Origin of the sequence: Litorisediminicola beolgyonensis (assembly GCF_042679605.1) — a bacterium.
Classification (GTDB): Bacteria; Pseudomonadota; Alphaproteobacteria; order Rhodobacterales; family Rhodobacteraceae; genus Litorisediminicola; species Litorisediminicola beolgyonensis.
Map to the genome: position 1 here is coordinate 65,659 of NZ_JBHTMU010000005.1, position 24,662 is coordinate 90,320.

General features: G+C 66.5%; 27 protein-coding genes and 1 other RNA gene. 9 read left to right on the forward strand and 19 right to left on the reverse strand.

What is annotated here, in order from left to right; all coding sequences use genetic code 11:
• Positions 1-3: 3 nt before the first annotated feature.
• The 6 genes from ACFQ4E_RS04310 to ACFQ4E_RS04335 form a co-directional block, all read right to left on the reverse strand.
• Positions 4-993 carry a DUF2927 domain-containing protein gene (locus ACFQ4E_RS04310; protein WP_386801706.1) on the reverse strand — a complete coding sequence of 330 codons (990 nt, stop codon included), beginning with the start codon at positions 991-993 and terminating at the stop codon, positions 4-6.
• Positions 994-998: 5 nt separating this feature from the next.
• A complete protein-coding gene (locus tag ACFQ4E_RS04315) occupies positions 999-2,207 on the reverse strand; it encodes a toxic anion resistance protein (RefSeq protein WP_386801707.1) in 1,209 nt (402 codons plus the stop codon).
• Between the two features lie 18 nt (positions 2,208-2,225).
• The gene (locus ACFQ4E_RS04320) at positions 2,226-3,122 is read right to left on the reverse strand and encodes a 5-bromo-4-chloroindolyl phosphate hydrolysis family protein (protein WP_386801708.1); all 897 of its coding nucleotides are present in this window, start codon (positions 3,120-3,122) and stop codon (positions 2,226-2,228) included.
• 210 nt (positions 3,123-3,332) lie between these two features.
• A complete protein-coding gene (locus tag ACFQ4E_RS04325) occupies positions 3,333-4,160 on the reverse strand; it encodes a hypothetical protein (RefSeq protein WP_386801709.1) in 828 nt (275 codons plus the stop codon).
• A gap of 10 nt (positions 4,161-4,170) precedes the next feature.
• A complete protein-coding gene (locus tag ACFQ4E_RS04330) occupies positions 4,171-4,368 on the reverse strand; it encodes a hypothetical protein (protein WP_386801710.1) in 198 nt (65 codons plus the stop codon).
• A gap of 74 nt (positions 4,369-4,442) precedes the next feature.
• Positions 4,443-5,249: a pseudouridine synthase gene (locus tag ACFQ4E_RS04335; RefSeq protein WP_386801711.1), complete on the reverse strand. Its 807-nt coding sequence runs from the start codon at positions 5,247-5,249 to the stop codon at positions 4,443-4,445.
• Positions 5,250-5,337: 88 nt separating this feature from the next.
• On the opposite strand from ACFQ4E_RS04335, the gene ACFQ4E_RS04340 reads away from it, so the two are divergent.
• The gene (locus ACFQ4E_RS04340; protein ID WP_386801712.1) at positions 5,338-5,793 is read left to right on the forward strand and encodes a nucleoside deaminase; all 456 of its coding nucleotides are present in this window, start codon (positions 5,338-5,340) and stop codon (positions 5,791-5,793) included.
• A complete protein-coding gene (locus ACFQ4E_RS04345; protein ID WP_386801713.1) occupies positions 5,793-6,338 on the forward strand; it encodes a pseudouridine synthase in 546 nt (181 codons plus the stop codon). The genes ACFQ4E_RS04340 and ACFQ4E_RS04345 overlap by 1 nt, the downstream gene beginning before the upstream one ends.
• Positions 6,339-6,366: 28 nt before the next feature.
• On the opposite strand, the gene hemF is transcribed toward ACFQ4E_RS04345, so the two are convergent.
• From hemF to clpS, 4 genes are all read right to left on the reverse strand, one after another.
• A complete protein-coding gene (gene hemF, locus ACFQ4E_RS04350) occupies positions 6,367-7,260 on the reverse strand; it encodes an oxygen-dependent coproporphyrinogen oxidase (RefSeq protein WP_386801714.1) in 894 nt (297 codons plus the stop codon).
• Positions 7,261-7,339: 79 nt separating this feature from the next.
• Positions 7,340-8,140 (reverse strand): SDR family NAD(P)-dependent oxidoreductase, encoded by an 801-nt coding sequence (locus ACFQ4E_RS04355; protein WP_386801715.1) that lies wholly within the window; start codon positions 8,138-8,140, stop codon positions 7,340-7,342.
• 28 nt (positions 8,141-8,168) lie between these two features.
• Positions 8,169-9,158, reverse strand: a complete 990-nt coding sequence (locus ACFQ4E_RS04360; RefSeq protein ID WP_386801716.1) for a class I SAM-dependent methyltransferase — start codon at positions 9,156-9,158, stop codon at positions 8,169-8,171.
• Positions 9,159-9,183: 25 nt separating this feature from the next.
• Positions 9,184-9,540, reverse strand: a complete 357-nt coding sequence (gene clpS, locus ACFQ4E_RS04365; protein WP_386801717.1) for an ATP-dependent Clp protease adapter ClpS — start codon at positions 9,538-9,540, stop codon at positions 9,184-9,186.
• Between the two features lie 105 nt (positions 9,541-9,645).
• Between clpS and ACFQ4E_RS04370 the strand changes: the two genes are divergently transcribed.
• Positions 9,646-10,350, forward strand: a complete 705-nt coding sequence (locus ACFQ4E_RS04370; RefSeq protein WP_386801718.1) for an HAD family hydrolase — start codon at positions 9,646-9,648, stop codon at positions 10,348-10,350.
• 347 nt (positions 10,351-10,697) lie between these two features.
• The gene (locus ACFQ4E_RS04375; RefSeq protein WP_386801719.1) at positions 10,698-12,140 is read left to right on the forward strand and encodes a D-alanyl-D-alanine carboxypeptidase family protein; all 1,443 of its coding nucleotides are present in this window, start codon (positions 10,698-10,700) and stop codon (positions 12,138-12,140) included.
• Here the strand turns inward: ACFQ4E_RS04375 and ACFQ4E_RS04380 are convergent.
• The gene (locus ACFQ4E_RS04380) at positions 12,121-13,032 is read right to left on the reverse strand and encodes a LysR family transcriptional regulator (RefSeq protein WP_386801720.1); all 912 of its coding nucleotides are present in this window, start codon (positions 13,030-13,032) and stop codon (positions 12,121-12,123) included. The genes ACFQ4E_RS04375 and ACFQ4E_RS04380 overlap by 20 nt on opposite strands.
• 100 nt (positions 13,033-13,132) lie before the next feature.
• Between ACFQ4E_RS04380 and ACFQ4E_RS04385 the strand changes: the two genes are divergently transcribed.
• Positions 13,133-13,282, forward strand: coding sequence for a hypothetical protein (locus tag ACFQ4E_RS04385; RefSeq protein ID WP_386801721.1), 150 nt, complete (start codon positions 13,133-13,135; stop codon positions 13,280-13,282).
• Positions 13,275-13,400: a hypothetical protein gene (locus ACFQ4E_RS04390; protein WP_386801722.1), complete on the forward strand. Its 126-nt coding sequence runs from the start codon at positions 13,275-13,277 to the stop codon at positions 13,398-13,400. The genes ACFQ4E_RS04385 and ACFQ4E_RS04390 overlap by 8 nt, the downstream gene beginning before the upstream one ends.
• Positions 13,401-13,474: 74 nt before the next feature.
• On the opposite strand, the gene ACFQ4E_RS04395 is transcribed toward ACFQ4E_RS04390, so the two are convergent.
• From ACFQ4E_RS04395 to ACFQ4E_RS04415, 5 genes are all read right to left on the reverse strand, one after another.
• Entirely contained in the window at positions 13,475-15,067 is a 1,593-nt protein-coding gene (locus ACFQ4E_RS04395) for an ABC transporter ATP-binding protein (protein WP_386801723.1), read from the reverse strand.
• Positions 15,068-15,098: 31 nt separating this feature from the next.
• The gene (locus ACFQ4E_RS04400; protein ID WP_386801789.1) at positions 15,099-16,238 is read right to left on the reverse strand and encodes an ABC transporter permease; all 1,140 of its coding nucleotides are present in this window, start codon (positions 16,236-16,238) and stop codon (positions 15,099-15,101) included.
• A gap of 55 nt (positions 16,239-16,293) precedes the next feature.
• A complete protein-coding gene (locus ACFQ4E_RS04405; protein WP_386801724.1) occupies positions 16,294-17,379 on the reverse strand; it encodes a microcin C ABC transporter permease YejB in 1,086 nt (361 codons plus the stop codon).
• Positions 17,380-17,404: 25 nt separating this feature from the next.
• Entirely contained in the window at positions 17,405-19,318 is a 1,914-nt protein-coding gene (locus ACFQ4E_RS04410; protein ID WP_386801725.1) for an extracellular solute-binding protein, read from the reverse strand.
• Positions 19,319-19,500: 182 nt separating this feature from the next.
• On the reverse strand, positions 19,501-20,025 hold the full coding sequence (locus ACFQ4E_RS04415; protein WP_386801726.1) for a c-type cytochrome: 525 nt from the start codon (positions 20,023-20,025) through the stop codon (positions 19,501-19,503).
• Between the two features lie 129 nt (positions 20,026-20,154).
• Between ACFQ4E_RS04415 and ACFQ4E_RS04420 the strand changes: the two genes are divergently transcribed.
• Positions 20,155-20,994 carry a prephenate dehydratase gene (locus tag ACFQ4E_RS04420; RefSeq protein ID WP_386801727.1) on the forward strand — a complete coding sequence of 280 codons (840 nt, stop codon included), beginning with the start codon at positions 20,155-20,157 and terminating at the stop codon, positions 20,992-20,994.
• Here ACFQ4E_RS04420 and ACFQ4E_RS04425 read toward each other — a convergent pair.
• Positions 20,967-21,233, reverse strand: a complete 267-nt coding sequence (locus ACFQ4E_RS04425; protein WP_386801728.1) for a DUF3253 domain-containing protein — start codon at positions 21,231-21,233, stop codon at positions 20,967-20,969. The genes ACFQ4E_RS04420 and ACFQ4E_RS04425 overlap by 28 nt on opposite strands.
• 101 nt (positions 21,234-21,334) lie before the next feature.
• Between ACFQ4E_RS04425 and ypfJ the strand changes: the two genes are divergently transcribed.
• On the forward strand, positions 21,335-22,177 hold the full coding sequence (gene ypfJ / locus ACFQ4E_RS04430; RefSeq protein ID WP_386801729.1) for a KPN_02809 family neutral zinc metallopeptidase: 843 nt from the start codon (positions 21,335-21,337) through the stop codon (positions 22,175-22,177).
• A gap of 4 nt (positions 22,178-22,181) precedes the next feature.
• Positions 22,182-22,676 (forward strand): protein-tyrosine phosphatase family protein, encoded by a 495-nt coding sequence (locus tag ACFQ4E_RS04435; protein WP_386801730.1) that lies wholly within the window; start codon positions 22,182-22,184, stop codon positions 22,674-22,676.
• Here the strand turns inward: ACFQ4E_RS04435 and ffs are convergent.
• Positions 22,672-22,768, reverse strand: an RNA gene (ffs, locus tag ACFQ4E_RS04440) — signal recognition particle sRNA small type. The two genes, ACFQ4E_RS04435 and ffs, sit on opposite strands and share 5 nt — an antisense overlap.
• Before the next feature lie 47 nt (positions 22,769-22,815).
• The gene (locus tag ACFQ4E_RS04445; protein ID WP_386801731.1) at positions 22,816-24,636 is read right to left on the reverse strand and encodes a 5'-nucleotidase C-terminal domain-containing protein; all 1,821 of its coding nucleotides are present in this window, start codon (positions 24,634-24,636) and stop codon (positions 22,816-22,818) included.
• Between the last annotated feature and the right edge of the window lie 26 nt (positions 24,637-24,662).

Below are 24,662 nucleotides of genomic sequence, written 5' to 3' on the forward strand. Positions count from 1 at the left end.
GCGTCAGCTCGGACCCGCGGTCGCGAGATCGGGCTCGGTCAGTTCGACGGCGATCTCGCGAATGATGGGGCGCACCTCGTCCGCGTCCATGCCGGGGCTGAGCCGCGCGTCGTAGAGCATGCGCAGCAGAAGCTCGTCATGCGTGGTCAGAAGTGCGAACTCGTCGTCATCGTTGAAGATCGACGGGCGGGCCGCGGGGCTGTCATTGGCCAGCCCCAGCCCCTGCGCGATCTCTTCGTGAATGCAGGTCTTGGTCAGAAGCTCGGGATGCTCCGAGCGGATCAGAGCGATCGCCTTGCCGTAGGAATAGCCGCCCTGGCGTTCGGGGAAGGCGATGACCAGGCAATGGATCGAGCGCGGCAAGCGGTTGAGCACCGCGAGCGTGGCCGGGTCGATCCCGGGCACCAGAGATTTGATCCGCGAGGTCAGGCGCGCCCGGTCGTCTTCGCTCATGAACAGGACGTGGAAGTTCGGGTTCGCCGCCGAGAACGACATCGGGTGCCCGGTGACGCGTGCGAGCCGCGCGACATAGCGTTCGAGCGCGGCGCGGTCGCGGGTGCGCTTCTCGGCGGGCACTGCCGGACCGAACTCGGTGTCGAAGCGGATGGGCTGGGTCCATTTCTTGACCCGCCCCAACGCGCCGGAGGCGGGCCTGAGGCCCGCGCCGCTTTCATACTCGTCGGCAAGCGCGATCCGCTCGAAATCCCGCACCAGCTGCGTGGCGGTGAAGGGCGTATCGACCCCGCCGCCATCGGTGCGCAAGAGACCCTGCGCCACGAGATCGGTCTCGAGCCGGGTGTAGTAGCGCGCAAGCTCGAGGCTTTCGGCCGACGGGGCAGGAGGCGGTTCGGGCGCACGGACCGGGGCCGCCGGGCGGTTCGGACGCGCCTGGGGCTTGGTGTCGGGCGGAGCCGGGGGCAGACCGGGCGCGCAGCCGATCAAGAGCGCGCCCAATGCCAGCGCGGCCAGTGCCTTGATGCCCAAACGCGCCATCGACGTCAGCTTTGCGACGCCGGGGGCACCGAGGTGCCGGTCGTGTCCCCGGTGCCGTCGCGGCGGGACTTGGCCGAGGCGAGCGTGTCGCGCAATTCGGCCTCCATCTTCTTGAGATCGGCCTCGGCCTCAGCCCGCTTGCGCTTACCCTCGTCGGCGATCTGGAGGCTTTCCTCGATGGTGCCGATCAGGTCCGCATTGGCCTTCTTGACGGCTTCGATGTCGAAGACGCCGCGCTCCATTTCTTCGCGGATGATCTTGTTGCTGTCGCGCAGGTTCTTCGCGTTGGCGGTCAGCAGCTCGTTGGTCAGGTCGTTGGCGTCCCGCACGGCCTCGGCGGCCTCGGCGGAGCGCTGGATGGTGACCGCCTGCGCCAGCTGGGTCTCCCAGAGCGGCACGGTGTTGACGAGCGTCGAGTTGATCTTTGTGACGAGGCTCTTGTCGTTTTCCTGCACAAGCCGGATCGAGGGCAGCGACTGCATGGTGACCTGTCGCGTCAGCTTGAGGTCGTGCACGCGCCGTTCGAGATCGTCGCGCGCGGCACGCAGATCGCGCAGCTCCTGTGCCTTCATGACCTGCTCGCCTTCCGGCGCCGCCTCGACCTCGGCTTCCTTGGCGGGAATGTCCTTGGCGTCGAGATCGGCGAGCTTGGCCTCGCCCGCGGCGATGTAGAGCGCCAGCTCGTCGTAGAATTGCAGGGTCTTTTCGTAGAGCAGGTCGAGCGACTTGATGTCCTTCAGAAGCGTGTGCTCGTGCTTCAGAAGATCGTCGGTGATCCGGTCGATCTGCCCCTGCACCTCTTCGAACCGGGCGGTGAACTTGGCGAAGGGCGCGGCGCGCCCAAGGAGCCGTTCCCAGAAGCTGCGGTTCTTGCGCACGTCGAGCTCGGAGACCGAGAAGCCGCGGATGGTCGCCACGATGGATCTCAGGCTGTCCCCGGCGGGACCCACGTCCTTGTTGCGCACACCGGTCAGCATCGACTGGCTGATTTCCTGAAGTTCCGATTGCGCGGCCGAGCCGAACGAGACGATGGACTGGGTGTCGGCCATGTCGATCTCGTCCATCCGCGCCCGAATCTCGTCGGCGGTGGGCTGCGGGGCCGTGTCCAGCGCCACGATCTCCTGGGCCGAGACCGGCTCGGGCAAGGTGGTTCCGGCGACCGTCTCGATCTCGGCGGCCTCGGTCTGCGCCTTGACGCGGGTCTCTTGGGACATGGGTACCTCTTTCCTCGTTTAAGTCGCGGAGCGGTCGAGCCGCACGCCTTCGCGCTGCAGCCTGTCGCGCAGCACGTCAATTTCCACTTTCAGATCGCTGTTGCTGTCGGTCAGCAGCGCCTGCGTCTTGCTGCCATAGCTGGTCTCGAGATCGTCGAGCAGCTTGATGAAATCGGCTTTCGCGGTCTCGTCGTCGCGCCGTGCCTGGATGTCCGAGAACTTCCGGGCCGCGTCGCGCGCGCCCATCAGGTAGACCCCGAGATAGCGGCGCGCCGCGGTCAGGTCGCGCGGATCGTCCTCGACCGTGCGGATGAGCTCTTGCGCGGTCATGCGGAAGCGCGCGACGCGATCGGTGACGGCGCGGTCGCGGATCGTCTCGACCGCGCGGGCCATATCGGCGAGATACGCCTCGGCCTCGTCGACGACCTTCGCGACGCGGTCCTGCTGGAAGGCATCGACGCTCTCGAGGCCTTTCCCGCGCATCGGATCGACGCCGAAGGCGCCGAGATGCAGGCCGCCTGCGACGATGGCGAAGAGCGTCGCCGCGACCACGCCGCCCTCGTTGCTGAGCGTGGCGAGCCCGGCTCCGCCCGCGCAGAGAAGCGCCGCGAGGATCTTGCGCGGCAGCGCCGGCGGGCGGGCGATCTTGCGCTCGGCAAAGGCGGCTTCGGCCTTGAGGCCTTCGCGCAGCATCCACGCGCCGCCGAGCCAGAGCCCCGCGCCCATGAGGCCGAAGAGCAATCCGGCCGCTCCGGACCCGAGCGAAAAGAGCGCCAGGAGGATCGGCGGGACGACCATCAGGTTGGCGCGCGCGCCCACCTGATTGATCGGAGCGTTCGCATAGGCCGGGGGAGCGCCGGGCTCAGGGCGCGCAGCCGGATCGGGGCTGTAGCTTCCGCCATACCGGCGCGCCATGGCTCAGAGTCCTCCCAGAAGACCGGTCGCGAGACCGCTCATCACAAGGAGAAGGAGCAGATAAGCGAATTTCTGCGCCGCTTTGCCAGACATGCGTCCCCTCGAAACCGACCGCGCCACTTTGCCGCGTCTCGTGAGGGAAGGTAAGCGATCGGTCCCAGGCTTAAAAGGGGCAGCGGTGGTCTTCTCCGCCTCGGACCGCGCCGATCGTCAGGCGGCGTGCCGTTCTTCGAGACGCTCGGCAAGCAGGTCGGCGTCGAATGCGAAGGCGTCGGCGCTGGTGCGGCTCTTCTTCTGGCGTGCCCGTGCTTCGAACCCGTCGCTCAGCAGAGCGATTCTCGCGGCGTAGCGCCGTCCGGCGGTCTTGGGCTCGATCGCGAACTCGGTCTCGAGCCGCTCGGTCTCCGCAGCGATCAGCTCGATGAAGCGTTCGAGCGGTTTGCGCAGGTTCGCGACCTCGTCGGGCTGGGTGCCGCAGGCGCGCAACAGCCTGAGCATCGCCGAACGCACCGATTCGATGCGCAAGGTCAGCTCCGGCTCGTCGAGCTGCGCGACGCGTGTCACCGCCTTGACCAGGGCGGCATCGGCTGTTGCGATCACATGCTCGGCTTCCTTGCGGGCGAGGTATTCGGGGTCGTCCAGACCCTTGTGGCGGAGCGGGTCCACGCCGAAGGCGCCAAGGGACGCGATGGTGCCCGCGACGCCGAAGCCGAGGGCCGGAACAAGCGTCGTGAACTGGCCCGCGGCAAGGAGAAAGACGAGGAACCCCAAGGACATGGCGCCGAGGATCAGGCGCGGCACCCGCGGGCGGGTCGCCGATTTCGCCGCGTCAAAGCGCGCCTTTTCGATGCGACCGCGCGTTATCAGGCGGATCGCCAGGGCGATCAGGCCGAAATGCACGCCCACCGCGCCGATGGCCGTGGCCGAGCCGTCGAAGAGCCACAGAAGCATGGGGCAGGCGGCCAGGAACAGGAGCGGCAAGCCGGTATCGGCCGTCGAGGACAGCGAACCGGAATAGGAAGAGACACGCGGCAGCATCACGGAAGCCTCAGAAATAGCTCAGCAGGAAGATCATCGCCCAAAGACTGCCGAAAGCGAGATTGGGCACGAGCCGCCCGTTTCTGAGGGCGCGTCCCGCACCTTCCCGCACCATCGCCAGAGTGTCCGAGGCCATTGCGCGCAGGTTCATGGCCACCGCGGCGGCGGAGAGACACATGACGGCAATGGCTATGACGGTGATCAGCATGCTCCTTGGATCACCGAGAATCGCGGCGAAAACGCGGCATCCCCATGGAATTGCACTGGAAAGATAACGATTCGTTAATTTCTGCCGCGCGGTCGGCGCGATTTCGGGCCGGATTTTCCGCGCGATTTCGGGGCCGGGGTCGGCTCCGGAGCCTCCAGGCCGAGTTGGTCACGCAGAACCCGCGGCTTGATCTCCTCGACCTCGCCGCTTTTCAGGCTTCCGAGCTGAAAGGGGCCGTAAGACAGGCGAATCAGGCGGTTGACCTCGAAGCCCTGGGCCGCGAGCGCGCGGCGGATCTCGCGGTTCTTGCCTTCGCGCAGGCCGATGGTCAGCCACGCGTTCGAGCCTTTCTGACGGTCGAGCGTGACCTGCATCGGCTGGTAGACGACGCCCTCGACGGTCATTCCCTCGCGCAAGGGCGCGAGCGCCGCCTCGTCGGGCGTGCCGCGCAGGCGGACGCGGTAGCGCCTGAGCCAGCCGGTCGCGGGCAGCTCCATCCGCCGTTTGAGTTCCCCGTCATTGGTCAGGAGCAGGAGCCCTTCGGAATTGAGGTCCAGCCGCCCGACGCTCAGCACCCGCGGCATGGTCTCGGGCAGGGCGTCGAAGATCGTCTTGCGACCAAGTTCGTCCTTGCTCGTGGTCACGAGGCCCGCGGGCTTGTGATAAAGCCAGAGCCTCGGCGCATCCGGCGCGGCGAGCGTCGTGCCGTCGACCTCGATCCGGTCGCTGCCCGTCACGTTCAGCGCGGGGCTGTCGATGAGCTTGCCGTTGACCCGGACGCGGCCTTCCGCGATCAGCCGCTCCGCCTCGCGCCGCGACGCGCGCCCGGCGCGGGCGATGACCTTGGCGATGCGGTCGCCGGGAGGAGGGGTGTCGTTCATCCCGTCGCTCTATCCCGTCACGCGCGCGATGAGAAGCCGCGTCTTGGCGCTTCTTGTCTCCGCGCACGGAGCGGGGCATCAACGCGGCATGAGCTTTGCCCCGCACATGTCCCTGGCGCTCGACGAGGCGCGTGCCGCCGCCGCGCGCGGTGAGGTCCCCGTGGGGGCGGTGGTCGTGTCGCCTGCGGGCCTCGTGGTCGCGCAGGCCGGCAACCGCACGCGCGAGCTGTCGGATCCGACCGCCCATGCCGAGATCCTCGCCCTGCGCGCCGCCTGCGCGGCGGCGGGCTCCGAACGGCTGCCGGGCCATGCGCTCTATGTTACGCTCGAGCCATGCCCGATGTGCGCCGCGGCGATCTCCTTCGCGCGTATCGCGCGGCTCTGCTACGGGGCGGCGGATCCGAAATCCGGAGGGGTGGCCCAAGGCGCGCGGGTGTTCTCCCACCCGCAATGCCACCATGTCCCCGAGGTCTATGACGGGCTTGCGGCGCGCGATGCGGAAGCGCTGTTGCGCGAGTTCTTCGCAGCGCGGCGGGACGGCTGATGTCGCAAGTCATCCTCTTCAACAAGCCCTACGACGTGCTCTCGCAATTCACCGATCGCGGGACGGAAGGCTCGCCGCGCCCGACGCTCTCGGCCTATATCGACCTGCCCGGCGTCTACCCGGCCGGCCGACTGGATCGCGACAGCGAGGGGCTCTTGGTCCTGACCGATGACGGCAAGCTGCAGGCGCGGATCGCGTCGCCCAAATTCAAGAAGCCCAAGACCTATCTCGTGCAGGTCGAGGGCACACCGACCGAAGATCAGCTTGCCGCGCTTCGGCTGGGCGTGACGCTCAAGGACGGTCCGACCCGGCCCGCCCAGGTGCGCGGGATCGAGACGCCCGAGTTGTGGGAGCGCGACCCGCCGGTGCGGTTTCGCAAGACGGTGCCGGATGCCTGGCTGGAGCTGACGATCACCGAGGGGCGCAACCGCCAGGTTCGTCGCATGGTCGCGCATGTCGGTCTGCCCTGCCTGCGGCTCGTGCGCTGGAGCGTCGGAGACTGGACGCTCGACGGGCTCGAGCCCGGCCGGTGGCGCAGCGTCTGAAACGCCGCGAGACCTCACGCCCGACCGGTCACACCCATTTCGCGAGCGGCGGCAGGCTCATCAGCACGGCATTCGCGTCATGGCCGGTCTCCAGCCCGAACTTGGTGCCGCGGTCGTAGACAAGGTTGTATTCGGCGTAGAGGCCGCGATGGATGAGCTGCGCGTCCTTCTCGGTCTCGCCGAAGGGCATCACCCGGCGTTTCTCGACGAGCGGCAGATAGGCGGGAAGAAAGGCGCTGCCGATATCCTGGATCAGGCGGAAGTCGGCCTCCCAGTCGCCGGTATTGTGGTCGTCCATGAAGATGCCGCCGACGCCGCGCGCACGACCGCGATGGGGCACGAAGAAATACTCGTCGGCCCATTCCTTGAGCCGCGGGTAGAACTCGGCGCCATGCGGATCGAGATGGGCTTTCTGGGTGGCGTGAAAATGCGCGGTGTCCTCTGCGTATTCGATGCAGGGGTTCAGGTCCGATCCGCCGCCGAACCACCAGGCATGCGGGGTCCAGAACATCCGCGTGTTCATGTGGACCGCAGGCGCATGCGGGTTTTGCATATGCGCAACAAGGCTGATGCCGCTGGCCCAGAAGCGCGGATCCTCGGCCATGCCGGGGATACCCTTGCGCGCGGCCATCGCCGCCTGCGCCCGGGCCCCGAGCGTGCCGTAGACGGTCGAGACGTTGACGCCGACCTTCTCGAAGACGCGGCCGCCGCGCAGGACGCTCATGAGGCCGCCGCCCGCATCGGCCCCGTCCTCGGAGGCGCGCTTGGTCTCGGTCACCTCGAAGCGGCCTGCTGGCGCATCGGCAAAGGGACCTTCGGAATGGCTTTCTTCGAGCGCCTCGAAGGCGGCGACGATCCGGTCGCGCAACTCGCGGAACCATGCGCTCGCGCGGGCGCGTTCCTCCAGCAATTCGTCGCTCATGAAGCCCTCCTGACCCTGCCGGGGACTGTCTAGCCGCTGCCGCGCTTGGCCCGCAAGCGAATGATCCCGAGGCGGTAGGTCAGTGCGCGGGGGCCGCGACCGGGTCGAGGAGCGTCCGGCCGCCGTCGATGGTCATGATCTGGCCGGTCAGGAACCGCGCGCTGTCGGAGGCCAGGAACTGCACGGCCTCGGCCAGCTCGTCCGGCGCGGCGATGCGCCCGAGGGGCGTGTGCTCTTCGATGTCGCCGCGATATTCGCGATGGGTCTTGAGCGTGTCCTTGAGACTTGCGGACATCACCGATCCGAAAGCCAGCGCATTGACGCGGATGCGCTGGGCGGCCAGCGCCACGGCCAGAGACCGGGTCATCTGGTCGAGCGCGGCGCAGCTCACCGAGTAGCCCAGAAGCGACGGGTGCGTGCGGCGGGCGGCGATCGAGGAGAGGTTGATGATCGCCCCGGCCTGGCCCTCGTCCTGGCCTTCCGCCTGCTTGATCATGCGTTTCGCCACCATCTGCGACAGGCGGAAGGCGGTGATCAGGTTCTGATCGAGCAGCGCCTCGATCGAGTCGTCCTCGGGGTCGAGCGGATCGGTCGGCATCATCTGGCGCGAGCCGTTCACTAGGATGTCGACCCGATCGAAGGCGTCGAGCGTGGCCGAAAGCAAGTTCGCGAGCGTCAGCCGTTCGCGCAGGTCACCCGCGAAATAGCGCATCGTGTCGTCGTCGCGCGTGTCGCCGACCTCCTTGGCGAGGCGGCCCTCGTCGAGATCGGCGAACATCACGTTGGCGCCCTTCTGGGCGAAGTGACGCGCGATGGCGAGACCGACGCCGTTCGCGGCGCCGGTGACGATGGCGGTTTTGCCTTCGATGGAAAAGGACATGCGATGGCTCCTGGGGAAGGGGGCGGGCTCAGCGCCGACGGCGCGGGCGGCTGGCCGAAAGAATCTTGAAGCGGCGGTCTCCGCCGGTCTCCTCGTGCTGCCCGAAGCATTGGTCGAGCACGTCTTCATAGGGCAGATGGCGGTTGGCGACCAGCCAAACCCTGCCATGCGGCGCAAGCATCCGCGCGGCGGCCTCGATGAAGGCGCGGCCAAGGCCCGGATCGGCCGCGCGGCCCTGGTGGAAGGGCGGGTTCATCACCACGGCGTCGAGCGGGGCGGGCGCGGTCCAGCGGGTGGCATCGGCCCAGTGATATTCGGCGCGCGGATCGTCGAGCGTGTCCTTCGCGCAGTCGAGCGCCACGGCATCGTTCTCGACGAGGAAAAGCCGTGTCAGCGCGGGGTCTTTCAAGAGCCGCGAGGAGAGGTAGCCCCAGCCCGCGCCCAGATCGGCCACAAGATCGCCGACGTGATCGGGCAGCGCCTCTGCCAAGGCTTCAGAGGCCGGATCGACCCCATCCGCCGAGAACACGCCGGGCGCCGTGGCAAACCCGCCCTCGATGCGCTGCCGCTCGGGCCTCAGCCAGTCGCTCAGCGCATCCGCCGCCTCGAACCACGCGATCTTGCCATGCGCCTTGGACACCGTGCCCGCCAGAGACAGGCGTTTCTTGAGCGCTTTCAGGGTCGCATCGAAACCGTCTGTCTTGGCACCGTCGACAACAACCAACCCGCCCGGCGCGGCCGCTTCGGCCTCCGCCAGAAGCTGCTCTGCCAGGGCCCGGGCGCGGGGCAGGGTGACGAGCGCGGCGGCATAGGGACCGGACGGCCTGCGCGATGTCGCGAAACCCCGGGACGACAGCGCCTGATCGGTCGTCGCATAGCGGGTGATCACCTCGCACCGCTCTCGGGGCAGGTCGTCGCCCAACATGTCCGCGGGCGGCTCGAAGAGCGCGATCCGGCCCTCGTCGGGAAGGGTGAGCGCGCCGGTCTCGCGTGCGTAACTCAGTCGGGACTGTGCCATAACGGGCAATCCGGACGCGTCCGGATCACTCCTTTTCCATGGTGCATTGCAGCGGATGCTGGTGCCTGCGGGCGAAATCCATCACCTGGCCGACCTTGGTCTCGGCGATCTCGTGGCTGAAGACGCCGACCACGGCGACGCCCTTCTTGTGCACCGTCAGCATGATCTCGAAGGCCTGCGCATGGGTCATGCCGAAGAACCGCTCAAGGACGTGAACTACGAACTCCATCGGCGTGTAGTCGTCGTTCAGCAGGAGCACCTTGTAGAGCGGCGGACGCTTGGTCTTGGGCTTGGTGTCCACCACCACGCCGGTCTCGCCCTCACCGTCGCCGGGAGGGCGTGCGCCGTTCGTTGACAGCGTGTCTTGAAGAAGATCGGACATGATCACGGGCCAGTGTCGGCTTCGGCTTTGCATCGGGCGGAGTGTGGCGACTATATAACCGCGCTGCGCTCCGAGAAAAGGGGCGGGCTGCCGAGGAGGCCGGGAATGGTGCGCAAATTGCAGACGATCGCCTTCGACGCGGACGATACGCTCTGGCACAACGAACGCTTCTTCCGGCTTACACAGGACCGGTTTCTGGAGCTTTTGGCCGATCATGCCGAGGCCGAGGCGCTCGAAGCGCGGCTGACCGAGGCAGAACGTCGCAATCTCGGCCAGTATGGCTTCGGCGTGAAAGGCTTCGTGCTGTCGATGATCGAAACGGCGGTCGAGGTGACCGACGGGCGGGTTCCGGGCCACGTGATCGGCGAGCTTCTCGCTGTCGGGCGCGACATGCTGGCCCATCCGATCGAGCTTCTGCCGCATGCACAGGACGCGGTCGAACGCCTTGCCGGAACCCACCATCTCGTGCTGATCACCAAGGGCGATCTCCTGCACCAGGAGCGCAAACTGGCGCAATCGGGGCTGGGCGAGATGTTCGAGCGGGTCGAGATCGTCTCGGACAAGAAAGCGCCCGTCTACTCGACGATTTTCGCGGGCTGTCCGGGCGGCGCGGTGGGCGCGATGATGGTCGGCAATTCGATGAAATCCGACGTTCGTCCCGCCATCGATGCCGGGGCCTGGGGGGTGTTCGTTCCGCATGAGCTGGAATGGGCCTTCGAGGCCGCCGATCCGCCCGAGGCACCGCGCTTCCGCGAGATCGACCATCTCGGTCAGCTTCCGGGGTTGGTGGACAGGATCGAGCAGATCTGAGTCGTCTCCCAGGGCCGAGAATGGCCATTTTTTCGCCTTATTTTCGCCGCATTCGCCCAGCTTGTGGGGCGGGCCGAGTAGTGCCCCAATATTTTGGTGAGATTTTAACAACTCTTTAAGTTTTTCCAGTCTGTTTAAGGCTTTATGGGTGCTAGTTTATGTGGTATTCGTAAGGAAATAATAATCGTGACCTGCAAGAATGTAGGCGCGTCGAGGCAGAAAAGGCGGATACAGTGACGGGACGGCGTATTAGGCCGGGCCAATGGGGCCTGTTTTTCTTCACCGCAATTTGGTTCTTGGTCATCTTGCCCCTGAGCGTGATGGCAGCTCCCTATGCGGGAATGGTCATGGATGCTCGCACGGGCGAGGTCTATTACAGCGAAAATGCGGACACGCGGCTGCACCCCGCGTCGCTCACCAAGATGATGACGCTCTACATCGCGTTCGAAGCGGTCGAGCATGGCGAGATCTCGCTTGATACCAAGGTGACCATCTCCAAGCACGCGGCATCCGAGCCGCCTTCGAAGCTGGGCTTGCGGTCGGGACAGAAGATCGAGTTCAAATACCTGCTGCGTGCGGCGGCGGTGAAATCCGCGAACGACGCGGCCACCGCGATCGGCGAGGCGCTCGAAGGATCCGAGGCGGCCTTTGCCCGCCGGATGAACCGGACCGCCGCGGCGCTCGGGATGACGCGGACGACCTTCAAGAACGCCCATGGCCTGACCGAAAGCGGGCACCTGTCGACGGCGCGGGACATGACCATCCTCGGTCGCCACGTGCTTTATGACTACCCCGAATACTACAACCTCTTCAGCCGGGTGACCGCCGACGCGGGCGTCCGGCACGTGTCGCACACCAACCGCCGCCTGCTTGAAAGCTACAAGGGCGCGGACGGGATCAAGACCGGCTACACGCGCGCGGCGGGTTTCAACCTGGTCGCCTCGGCCGAGCGGGGCGGCGAGCGCGTGATAGCGACCGTCTTCGGCGGCAAATCGACCGCGACCCGCAACGCGCAGGTCGCCAAGCTTCTCGATCTCGGCTTCCGAAAGGCGCCGACCCGTGTCGCCTTCCGCTCGCCCGGAAAGCCCGCCTATCGCGGCCCGACCGGCGGCGCTCTGATCGCCACCAGCTCCAATCCCGACCCCGCGGGTCTTCACGGCAAGACCATCCGCGTCGCCGCCGCCGCGGTCGGCCGGAGCCTGCGGCCGCAGGCGCGGAACGTGCCCAGCGTCACCTCCGAACCGCTCGTCGCGGGTCTCGGCGACGATATCCGGGCGGTGCTGGAGGAGGCGCAGATCGCGACCGTCAGCGTGCCGGCAGGCGGGGTCGGGGTCGCGGCCCTGGCCGCCACCGTGCCGACCGCCCCGGCGCAGGCGGCATCGATCGCGGCGACGATCGCGCAGGTGGTCACGGGTGACGATTCCGGCGTCGCCCCCGACGCGTCGGTCAAACCGCAGCGCCGCCCCGGCAACTCGGGCAACGTCGTTCTCGCCTCCGCGGGCGGCACCGAGATCGCCCAGCCCGAGGTCGTGAGCCGCATCTCCACCTCCGGTGGACGCCACTGGGGGGTGAATGTCGGTCGCTTCCCGTCGCGCTACGCGGCCGAGAAGATGCTGCTGACCACCGCGCTGTCCGAGATGAGCGCGCTTGACGGATCGCTGCGCAAGGTGGTCGACCGCAAGAGCGGGTTCGACGCGAACTTCCTTGGAATGACGCGCGAGATGGCCGATCTGGCCTGCCGTCGCCTGCAGGCGCGCCAGGTCACCTGCTTCATGATCGGTCCGAGCTGACGGTGACGCGCGCGCGGCTTTCTTCGCGCGCGCTCTTTCGAATCCAGCGCAGGAAGGCCTTGAGCGGCGGGCGATGCACGCCCGGGCGCGTGATCAGGTGGTAGCCGTCGTCCATCCTGTCCTCGAACAGGACCCGCAGACGTCCGGCGCGCACGTCCTCTTCGACCGCGACAAGTGTCGACACGACGATCCCCTGACCGTTCCGCGCGCCGTCGAGCATGAGGTTACCCGGCACCTGGATGCGTGAGCGCCGGAGCGACGTGAAGACCCCCCGACTTTCCAGCCAGAGCGTCGATTCATTGGTGCCGAGCTCCTCGATCCACGGGAATGGGAGCAGGTCTTCGGGGGTCTGCGGATCCAAATCTCCGATCAGGGACGGGGCCGCGACGACGGTGATGGGCGAGGTCAAAAGCCGCTCGCTCTCCACCCCCGGCCAGGTCCCGGCGCCGTAGCGGATACAAAGGTCGATCCCGCCGGGGCTCGGATCGACGAGCGCCGGCGTCGGGCTGATCATGATGTCGATCTCGGGATGGAGCACCTGGAACTCTCCGAGCCGCGACATCAGCCAGTTGGCAGCAAAGCTCGGCGAGGTCGAGACCGCGAGCGGGCGGTCAAGCTCGGCTCCGGTCAGCGCGTCGATGGCGTGACCGATGCGCCCGAACCCGGCCTCCACCGCATCGGCCAGTTGTCGGCCTTCCTCGGTCAGTTTCAGGCTGCGGCCGCTGCGGTCGATCAGGGCGACGCCCAGCCGGGTCTCGAGACTTCTGAGCTGCTGGCTGATGGCAGCGTGGCTGACATTGAGAAGGTCTCCCGCCCGACTGACCGATCCCGTCTCGGTATAGGCAGCAAAGGCGCGAAGGGCGGAAAGCGGGGGCAGGTTCAGCCAGTCCATCATGTAATCCCAGCTTACACGTTCTGAAAATCCCTGAGTGGCATGGCGCGGGGATAAAAGCAATATTTACTGACATCAGCGCGATGAAAGGAGACGTGCCATGTTAGGAATTTTTGCGAAGAGCTTCGCCACGGCAACGCGGCTCGACAGCGAGGATCGTCGCGGTCGGCGCCTGGCAGAACCGCAGCGGACCCGTCCCGGTCGGACCTGGGTGCCGTCGATCTGGACCGAAGGACGTGACGATGATTGATCTCGGTCTGCGCCATGTCGCCGAGCAGCTTGGCCGCTGTCTCGACGCGGCAGAGGACTGGCGACACGGGCATCCGAGACCCCGGCGGACCATGCCGCGGATCAGGGCGGCGCGCTAACTCTTGCCGCGCCCGGGTGTCTGCCGATCCAGTAAGCCAAGAGGGCGCACGCGGCCCGTCGAGCCCCGTGCGTCCTATCCGGCCGGAGACAGAGCCGCCGAAATCAGCGTCCTCGTATACTCGGTCTGAGGACGCTCGAAGATGTCAGACGTCTCGCCGGCCTCGACCACATCCCCCTGCTTCATCACGATCACCTTGTGACTCATGGCGCGCACGACCTTGAGGTCGTGGCTGATGAAGAGATAGGCGAGGTCGTATTTCCTCTGCAGATTTCGAAGCAGGTTCACGATCTGGACCTGCACCGTCATGTCGAGCGCCGATGTCGGCTCGTCGAGCACGACGAGGCGCGGCCGCAGCACCATGGCGCGCGCAATCGCGATGCGCTGGCGCTGACCGCCGGAAAACTCGTGGGGATAGCGGTGCATGGTCGCGGGATCGAGACCGACCTCCTGCATCACCTCGACCACATGGTCCTTGGAAATGCGGCCGTCTGGCGAGCCGTGAACGCCCAGGCCTTCCGAGATGATCTGTTCGCATGTCATCCGCGGTGACAGCGATCCGAAGGGGTCCTGGAAGACGATCTGCATCTCCGAGCGCAGGCGGCGGAGTTCGCTGGTCGACCAGGATCGGACGTCCTGGCCGCGATAGGTGATGCCGCCTTCGGACTGGATCAGCCGCATGATCGCCAGCGCCAGCGTCGTCTTTCCAGAGCCCGACTCGCCCACGATGCCGATGGTCTCACCGGCGCGGACCGCGATGCTCGCGTCGTTCACCGCTTTCACATAGCCGACGGTGCGTTTCAGGAGACCCTTCTGGATCGGGAACCAGATCTTCAGGTTATCGGTGCGCGCAACCTCTTCCGCGCCCGCCTTGACCGGCTCGGGTGTGCCGGTCGATTCCGCTTCGAGGAGCATCTGGGTGTAGGGATGCTGGGGGTTGGCGAAGATCTCGGCGGTGGGGCCGGTTTCGACGATCTCGCCGTTCTTCATCACGCAAACCCGGTCGGCGATGCGCCGCACGATCCCGAGGTCATGGGTGATGAAGAGAAGGCTCATGCCCTCGGCCTGCTTGAGCTCAGCCAGAAGCTCGAGGATCTGCGCCTGGATGGTGACGTCGAGCGCTGTCGTCGGCTCGTCCGCGATCAGAAGCTCCGGCCCGTTGGCGAGCGCCATCGCGATCATCACGCGCTGCCGCTGCCCGCCGGACAGCTCGTGCGGATAGGCGGTCAGGCGGCTTTCGGGATCGCGGATGCCGACCTTGTGGAGAAGCTCGAGAATGCGCTCCCGCGCGGCGGCCCCGCTCAGGCCTTGGTGCAAGAGCAGGCTTTCGGCCAGCTGCTTCTCGAGCGTGTGGAGCGGGTTCAGCGACGTCATCGGCTCCTGGAAGATGAAGCTGATATCGTTGCCGCGCACCTTGCGCAGCTGCGCCTCGCTGGCGCCGATCATCTCCTGTCCCGAATAGGTCACGGAGCCGGTGACCTTGGCCGAGGGCCCCAGCAGCTGCACGGTCGACAGCGCCGAGACGGATTTGCCCGAGCCGGATTCGCCCACCAGAGCGACGGTCTCGCCCTTGTCGATATGGAAGGACACGCCGCGGACGGCCTCGGTCGTGGCACCGTCCTGCGTGAAGGAGACACGCAGGTCGCGGACGTCGAGCACTCGGGTCATGCGACCTCTCTGGTCGAGGGGGACGGACGGGTCACGAGAAGGTCTTCCGCGGATCGAACGCGTCGCGGACGCCTTCGAAGATGAACACGAGAAGCGACAGCATGACCGCGAAGACGGTGAAGGCGGTGAAGGCCAGCCACGGCGCCTGGAGGTTCTGCTTGGCCTGCAGCGTCAGCTCGCCCAGCGACGGGGCCGAGGAGGGCAGGCCGAAGCCCAGGAAGTCGAGGCCCGCGAGGGTCGAGATCGTGCCGGTGACGATGAAGGGCAGCATGGTGACGGTGGCGACCATCGCGTTCGGCAGCATGTGGCGGAACATGATCTTCCAGTTCGACACGCCGAGCGCCTTGGCCGCGCGGACATATTCGAGGTTCCGGGCACGCAGGAACTCGGCGCGGACTACGCCGACCAGCGCCACCCAGCCGAAGAGCACGGTGAGCGCGACGAGAAGCCAGAAGGATCGGCCGAGGATCGCGAAGAGGATGATGATGATGTAGAGCGACGGTGTCGCCGACCAGATCTCGATGATGCGCTGGAAGATCAGGTCGACCCAGCCGCCGAAGAAGCCCTGCACGGCGCCCGCGACGATCCCGATGACCGATGAGAGCACCGTCACGATCAGCGTGAAGAGGATCGAGAGCCGGAAGCCGTAGATCACCCGCGCGAGCACGTCGCGCTTGGTGTCGTCGGTGCCCAGAAGGTTCTGTCCGTTGGGGGGCAGGGGGGCCGCGCCGGGACGGTCGACGGGCGTGGTGTAGCTGTAGGGAATCGGCGGCCAGAGCATCCAGCCCTTCTCGAACTCGGGGTCCTCGATCTCTCCGGCCTGCGCGGCGGCGATCAGCTCGTCGGGGATGTCGAAGCAATCGACCAGCCCGCCGGTCTCGATCAGGCATTTGACCTCGGGGTCGCGATAGGCGGCCTCGGTGCGGAAATCGCCGCCGAAATCCGTCTCGGCGTAGAACGAGAAGATCGGCATCCTGAGTTCGCCGCGATAGCTCACGAGGATCGGTTTGTCGTTGGCGAGGAACTCGGCAAAGAGCGACAGTCCGAACAGGAGCGCAAAGATCCAGAGCGACCAGAAGGCGCGGCGGTTCTTCTTGAAGTTCCGCCAGCGCCGCTGGTTTAGCGGCGAGAGCGCGAAGCGGCCGCGCGGCGGCTCGGGCGCGACGGGCATGCCCGGCATAGGTTCGGGGATGACGTTGTTGGGCTGCGGATCGGCCACCATCGGCTCAGCCCTCCCGCTTCTCGAAGTCGATGCGCGGATCGACGAGGACATACATCAGGTCCGACAGGATCCCGACGACCAGGCCGATCAGGCCGAAGATGAAGAGCGTGCCGAAGATCACCGGGTAGTCGCGCGCGACCGCGGCCTCGAAGCCCAGACGCCCCAGCCCGTCGAGCGAGAAGATCGTCTCGATGATCAGCGAGCCCGAGAAGAAGACGCCGATGAAGACCGCCGGGAAGCCCGCGATCACGATCAGCATCGCGTTGCGGAAGATGTGACCGTAAAGGACGCGATGCTCGCTCAGGCCCTTGGCGCGAGCGGTCATCACGTATTGCTTCTTGATCTCGTCGAGGAAGCTGTTCTTCGTCAGAAGCGTCAGCGTCGCGAAGGCCGAGATGGTCGAGGCGAAGACCGGCAGCGCGATGTGCCAGAAATAGTCGCCGATCTTGCCCAGAAGCGACAGCTGGTCCCAGTTGTCCGAGGTCAGTCCCCGCAGCGGGAAGATCTGGAAGTAGGAGCCGCCCGCGAAGAGCACCAAGAGCAGGATCGCGAAGAGAAATCCGGGGATCGCGTAGGCCACGATGATCACGCCCGAGGTCCATGTGTCGAAGCTCGTGCCGTCGGTGACGGCCTTGCGGATGCCGAGCGGGATCGAGACGATATAGGCGATGATCGTCGACCAGAGACCGAGTGAGATCGAGACGGGCATCTTCTCGAGCACCAGATCGGTCACCGAGATCGAGCGGAAATAGCTCTCGCCGAAATCGAGGCGCATGTAGTTCCACATCATGCCGAGGAAGCGCTCGAGCGGCGGTTTGTCGAAGCCGAACTCGCGTTCCAGCTCGGCGATGAAATCGGGCGGAAGGCCGCGCGCCCCGGCATAGTCGTCCGAGGCCCCGCCGCTGCCGCCGCCACCCTCGGCGCCGCCGCCGGCGATGCCCTGGAAGACGTCGCCCTCGCCCTGGACCTGCGCAATGATCTGCTCGATCGGTCCACCGGGCACGAATTGCACCAGCGCGAAGTTGATCACCATGATGCCGAGCAACGTGGGGATGATCAGCAGCAAGCGGCGAAGGATATACGCGCCCATGACGGTCCTTTTCGGATGATCGGGCTCAGAACGCGCCCGCGGCTTCGAGCGCTTGGGCCTTGTCGGCGTCCCACCACCAGATGCTCACCTCACCCATGCCATAGGGCGGGGGGGTATCGCCATAGGGTCGGCCGAAAACATCGAAATAGGCGATGGTGTGCGAGCCTTTGTACCATTGCGGCACCCAGTAGTGATTGGCGCGCATCACCCGGTCGAGCGCATGGACCGCGGTGGTCAGCGCCTCGCGGCTTTCGGCCTTGGCGATGGTGTCGATCAGGCTGTCGATGGCCGGATCGGCGATGCCCGCGATATTGGCGGAGCCGTCGACCGTGGCGCTCTCGGAGCCGAAGATCGAGCGCAGCTCGTCGCCGGGGGTCGACGACATGGCGTAGCGGCGCACGGTCACGTCGAAATCGAAGACCTTCTCGCGCTCGCTGGCCTCGGCATTGTCCACGCGGGTCATCTTGGCCTCGACGCCCAGACGTTTGAGGTTGTCGACATAGGGGTTGATGATCCGGTCGAAGCCCGGCGCGTCGTTCAGGATCTCGACGCTCAGGACCTTGCCGTCCTTGCGGCGGAGCCCGTCATCTCCGACCTCCCAACCGGCCTCTTCCAGAAGCCGCCCGGCGGCGCGGAGGGTCTTGCGGTCACCCAGGTCCGAGGCGCTGCTCGTGGGCGGCACAAAGGCCTCTTCGGTGAAGACGCTCTCGGGGATCTGGCCGCGCAGCGGCTCCAGCAGGGCAAGCTCGTCCTCGGAGGGCATGCCTTCGGCCTGCAGCACGTCGGAGTTTTCCCAGAAGGAATTGGTGCGCTCGTAGGTGCCGTAGAAGAGGCTCTCGTTCGACCATTCGAAGTTGAAGACCATGCCCAGGGCCTCGCGGACGCGCGGATCCTGGAAGGTCTCGCGGCGGAGGTTGAACCAGAAGCCCTGCGTGCCCGCGGGCCGCCCGTCGTCCAGAACCTCCTGCTTCACCCAGCCCTTGTCGATGGCCGGGAAGTCATAGCCGGTGGCCCAGATCTTCGACTGGTATTCCTCGCGGAAGAGATAGGCGCCCGCCTTGAAGGCCTCGAAGGCGGTGGTGTAGTCGGCGAAATACTCGATCTTGATCTCGTCGAAATTGTTCTGGCCCACGTTCACGGGCAGATCCTTGGCCCAGTAATCGTCGCGCCGCTTGTAGGACACCGAGCGGCCCGGATCGACCGAGAGCAGCTCGTATTCGCCCGAGCCCATCGGCGGCTCGAGGCTCGACTCGGTGAAATCGACCTCGTCGTAATAGGCCTTGGACAGGATCGGCAGGCCGCCCGCGGTCATCAGAAGCTCGCGAAGCGGGCCTTCGGGGTTGAAAGTGAACTTGACGGTGTGGGGATCGAGCGCCTCGACCGTCTGGAAATCCTTCAGCGCCACGCGATAGGCGGGCTGGCCCTTTTCGAGGAGCGTGTTGAAGGTGAAGACGACGTCCTCGGCGGTGACCGGCGATCCGTCGCGGAACATCGCCTCGGGGCGCATGTGGAAGATCACCCATTCGCGGCTTTCGGGATATTCCACCGTATGCGCGACCAGCCCGTACATCGAATCCGGCTCGTCGAGATTACCGGTCATCAGCGTGTCGTAGAAAATCGTCGAGAGCGCCGCCGCGTTGCCTTTGAGGATGTAGGGCGTGAGGCTGTCGAAAGTCCCGAAGGCCCAGGTCGAGAACGTCCCGCCCTTGGGGGCGTCGGGGTTCACATAGTCGAAATGCGGGAAGTCGGCCTCGTATTTCAGCTCGCCGAAGGACGAGATGCCGTGGCTTTCGATAATCGTCTCTTGGCTTTCCGCCCGGACCATCGTGGCCGCGACGGCCAGGCCGAGGGCAAAGAGCGATATCAGGAAGAGACGCCAGGTCTGAGGGGCGGTCGTGGCGTGGGCGCGGGCCCTCGCGCGGGCGCGGGTCTGCATCATGGTCTTCCCTTTTGTCAGCTCGATCATCCTTCTGCGGATGTAAGCTAAGAGGGCGGACGCGCCATGTTCAAGTTGAGTCTGCGTGATCGGGCCGTAACCAGCCTGCAATCTATCTAGGGGCTCCAAAACGCATCGGGCCGCCCGAAGGCGGCCCGGTCTCGATCCGAAATCTTCTCGCGGGCTCAGCCTCCGGCGTTCTCGAGATAGGCGATCAGGTTGACCCGATCCTCGCCGCTCTTCAGGCCACCGAAGCTCATGGTGGTGCCGGAGGCGTAGCCGCCCGGGTTCTCGAGGAAGTGGAAGAGATTCTCGGGCGTCCAGACATCGGCGGCCTGCGACAGCGCGCCGGAATAGCTGAAGCCACTCACCGCGCCGACATCGCGACCGACCACGCCATCGAGATGCGGGCCAACGGCGTTCGAACCGTCGAGCTTGTGGCAGGCGCGGCACTTGCCGAAGACCTTTTCACCAGCGCCGGCATCGGCCGAGGCCCAAAGCGTTTCGAAATCGGCGGGCTCTTCGCTCTCGCCGCCGCCTTCGCCGCCCTCGTCGACCTCGATCAGGTAGGCGGAGTGCTCTTCGCCCTCGCCATGGCTGTCGCCGCCGACGTGATACACGGTCTCTGCCACCCATCCGCCGAGAAGAAAGACGAGAAGCGTCCCGCAGAAGCCGCCAATCACCTTGGTGAACGTCATCGTGTCAAACATCGGTCGCCTATCCGTCCGTAAAGTCCTGTTTGATGCCGGTATCTATTGGTTCCCTTCCCCGCTGGCAAGGTATAGTAGCCGCGACCAAACGCCCGTGCAGCGTCAATCGCGCGGGAAGGGAGGTCCGTCATGAGCGCCAAACCGAAGATCGCGTTCCAGGGAGAACTCGGCGCCTATTCGCATCAGGCCTGCCGCGTCGCGCGTCCCGACCACGATCCCGTGCCCTGCCGCACCTTCGAGGACGCGATCCAGGCCTGCCGATCCGGCGAGACAGAGCTGGCGATGCTGCCCGTGGAGAACTCGACCTATGGCCGGGTGGCGGACATCCACACGCTGCTGCCGCGCTCGGGCCTGCACATCATCGACGAAGCCTTCGTGCGTGTTCACATCAATCTCCTCGGCGTTCCCGGAACCACGATCGAGACCGTGGAGCGGGCGATGAGCCACACGGTCCTCCTCGGCCAGTGCCGGAACTTCCTCGCCAAGCACGACATCCATCGCGTGACCGGCGCCGACACCGCGGGGTCCGCCAAGATCGTCTCCGAGACCGGCGATCCGGCGCTGGCCGCGCTGGCGGGCGATCTGGCCGCGGAGATCTATGGGCTCGACGTGCTCGCCCGTCATATCGAGGACGAGGGCAACAACACGACCCGGTTCCTCGTGATGTCGCGCGCGGCCGACATGTCGCGCCGTGGCGCGCATGGCATGCTGACGACCTTCGTCTTCCAGACCCGCAACATCCCCGCCGCGCTCTACAAGGCGATGGGCGGCTTCGCGACCAATGGCGTCAACATGACCAAGCTCGAGAGCTACATGGTCGGCGGCAGCTTCGAGGCGTCGCAATTCTACGCGGACATCGAAGGCCACCCCGAGGACGAGGGTGTCCGACTGGCCTTCGAGGAGCTCGACTACTTCACCGACATGCTCGAGATCCTCGGCACCTATCCCCGCGATCCGCGCCGGGACTGAGGCGATGCGTCGGTCCTGAGCGACAGCCGGATCGGTCCCTTGGCAGTCTCCGGATCGACCGGCTGCCCTTTCTGCGTCGCCTCAAGGGGAAGGCCCGCCGCCACGCGGCGAATCTCGGGCATCAGAGGGCGCCAGTCCGACGACAGCGCCCTTGCCGCCTCGGAGGGGCAGAAGCTCTTCCCGGGCCCGCGCGAACGGGCCAATGCCATCAACGTCTGGGAAATCTCCGCGTCGGTCATTGCCGACAAGGTAGCAGGTCACCCTCAGCGAACCAGTTTCTCGCCTCAGAAGCGACGTCACGCTATATAAGGCGGACGCGTTCAGAAGCGGAGGGTGCGAGATGCGGTTGCGTGGGGTTAGACGAAGCTCGAATATCGAAGACCGCCGCCGCATGGGCGGAGGCGCGCGGGTCGGAGGGATCGGCGGCGTCGGTCTCCTGATCGTGCTCGCCGTCGGCTATTTCGCGGGAATCGACGTCACTCCGCTCCTGCAGGGGCTCGACCAGCAATCGGCGCCCACCACGAACCGCACCTTGTCGCCGGACGAAGAAGAAGCCGGGGCGTTCGCCGCGGCGGTACTCGGGACGACCGAGCAGGTCTGGAACCGCATCCTTCCCGACCAGGCCGGTCTCGAATACACGCCGCCTGTCCTGGTGCTCTTTTCGGGCACCACCTCGTCGCCGTGCGGCGGCGCGTCCGGAGCCACCGGCCCGTTCTACTGCCCCGCGGATGAGAAAGCCTATCTCGACACAGAGTTCTTCGCGACCATGGCGCGCCAGCTTGGCGCAGGTGGCGATTTCGCCGCCGCCTATGTCATCGCGCATGAGGTCGCCCATCACGTCCAGAACGAGCTCGGCATCCTGGCCGAGGTCAACCGCTATCGGCAGACCGCAAGCCAAACCGAGGCCAATGCCGCGACCGTGCGGCTCGAGCTGCAGGCCGATTGCATCGCCGGGGTCTGGGCGTCCTATGTCGAGGGGCTTCTGGAGCCGGGCGATCTGGACGAAGCGCTGAACGCCGCGCGGCAGATCGGCGACGACACGCTGCAGAAGCGGGCAGGCCGGGTGCCGCAACCGCATACCTTCACCCATGGAACCTCGGAACAGCGCTCGCGCTGGTTCTCCAACGGGTATAGGAGCGGGGATATCAACGACTGCGATACCTTCTCGGCCCGGAGCCTCTGAACCCGTGACGACCCTGTCTGCGCTGTCCCTCGCGGGCGGCATTCTCGCCATCGGACCCGTGCCGGGCGCAACCCGCGACTATGACGGCGATCTCGATCATATCCTGCATTGGGAGCCGGGACTCGTCGTCTCGCTCACCTCGAATGGCGAGCTGCGCCGGGCGCGCGCGGCGACACTGGGCGAGGATTTGCAGGCCGCGGGAATCGTCTGGGTGCACTTGCCGATCGAGGATTACGGAACGCCCGACGATCATTTCATGGATGTCTGGCCCGATCTCGTCGCTGCGGTCTCGCAGGTTCTGTCCGGGGGCGGGCGGGTCCTGCTGCACTGCCAGGGCGGTTGTGGCCGGTCGGGCGCGGTGGCGCTCCGGCTGATGATCGCGCTCGGAGAAGAGCCGGACACCGCGCTGGAACGGCTCCGCCGGGTGCGGCCCTGCGCCATCGAGACCCGCGCGCAGATGCGCTGGGCTCTGGCCGAGGATGAAGAGGGGAAAGGGTGAGAGGCTGGAAAACGACCCAAGCGGGGCTCGTTACGGCTGCTTCCTTCCGGACCTGACCGGGTTGGCGAGGCGCCTGCCCGCACCAACCTCTCACTGTCCAGATAGGCGCAACGCACCAGATTCGCAACCCGTGACCCGATCAGAGATGCAGCCTGTAGCGCGCGAATCCTTTGTCCGTCGGGCCGAGATGTTCGATCGTGCTGTCCGGTTCCAGCTGGGTCGCGAGCTTCGGGGAGCTGTCGAAGATTGCGGTCGTTCCCGGCTGCGGTCGAAACCGGAAGCCGTCTTCGGCGGATGGCATCGGGCCCGACCGCGTGACGAGGTGATCGCGCAGGATCGCGCGGGTATCGACCTCCGATCGCCAGATCACGCCGCGCCCATCGCGCCCGGGAAAGCGCCCGCCGCCCCGGGCGCGGAAGCCGCTGGTGAGAACGATCAGCCTGTCCTCCGCCTGCAGGTTCCGAGCGCTGATCCGGATGTCACCCAGCCGCCCGCCGCCCTGTAACGGAGCGCCATCGGCGCGGTAGGCCGGCGGTCTCGCAAGGTCGATCTCGCAGTCTGCACCGTAGAGCGCGTCGAAATTGAAGCTCGGGACCAGAGGATCGAGAAGACCCGCGTCCTGTGCGCCCGGAGCGATCTGCGCGTAGAGGCTGGCGGAGCGCTCCAGCCACTGACGCAGCTCCGCGCCTGTCACCGCCACGGCGCAGAGCGGCTCAGAGTAGGGGAGGATGCCGAGAATATCGCGCTCGCGCAGCGGTCCGGCCTCCAGTGCCACATAGGCGTCGGGTCCATCCGAGCCGCCGCAGCGAAACGGCGTGACCATTGCGACGCGCGGCAGCTCGGCCATCTCGCTGCCTGCCAAACCCCGGGCGGCCGCCGAGGTCTGGCTTTCGGCGATCAGAGCGCCGAGCGCGTCAGGCCGCACGAGGGACAGATAGCTGGTCAGCGCGTCCGGACACTCTGCGATTTGTTGCGCAAGCCGGTGACGCGTCCGGAGATGGGCGCGACGGGTGTCCTCGGAGAGCGGGGCCTCTACCGGAGCGGCGGGACGCAGCGCGGCGCGTGACCCGGTGATACGCCAGCCCCGCGGCGTCTGCACCAGGTTCAGATCGATCACTCCGAGATCGCTGCCAAAGGCTCCGGCCATGACGACGGGCGTTCCGTCGATAAGACCGGCGTCGCTGGTCTCGGGCGTCGGATACCTGTCATGCGCGTGGCCGAGCACCAGCGCGTCCACCTCGTCGATCGCAGCGACGGCGCGGCCCGGATGCTCCGAGCTCGGGTGCCCGTCCAGATCCTCGAGCCCGCCATGGCAAAGCGCGACGACGATGTCGGCGCCCGCGTGGCGCAGCCGCTTCGCTTCGTGGCGGATGGCGGTGACCGGATCGATGGCGTCGACCTTGCCGGACAGGCGGTCGCCGTCCCAGACCATCACCTCGGGCGGCAGAGTTCCGGTGACACCGATGCGGAGCGGTCGCGACAGGCCGGGCACGGATCGCTCCAGCATCACCGAGGGCGGCAGGTAGGTCCCCCCGGACGTCAGGCAGAGCAGGTTCGCGCAGACCACGGGATAGCGCGCATCCGCCAAGGTGCGCCGCAGCTTGTCGAGCCCGAAATTCAGGTCGTGATTGCCGATCGTTCCGGCATCGACCCCGATCGCGTTCAGCGCGGAGACGACCGGATGGGGCCCGAACGGCGCGTCGCTCGCGCGATCGGCCAGCGGTGTGCCCTGAAAGGTGTCTCCATTGTCGAAGAGCAGGCAGAGATCGGCCTCCTCGCGTGCTTGGGCGATCTTGGGCAGGAGCGCGGCGAGGGATCTTCCCGGGCGCGCTCTGTCGGCGAGATAGTCGAAGCCCAGGAGCGATCCGTGCAAATCGGTCAGCGCCAGCAGCCGGACCGTGAGGGTGCGCTTCGGGCGCTTCGGGGCAGTGTGACGAGAGGAGTGCGGAGGCTTCGTCAACAAACGCTTCTTTTGACTGTCGCGGG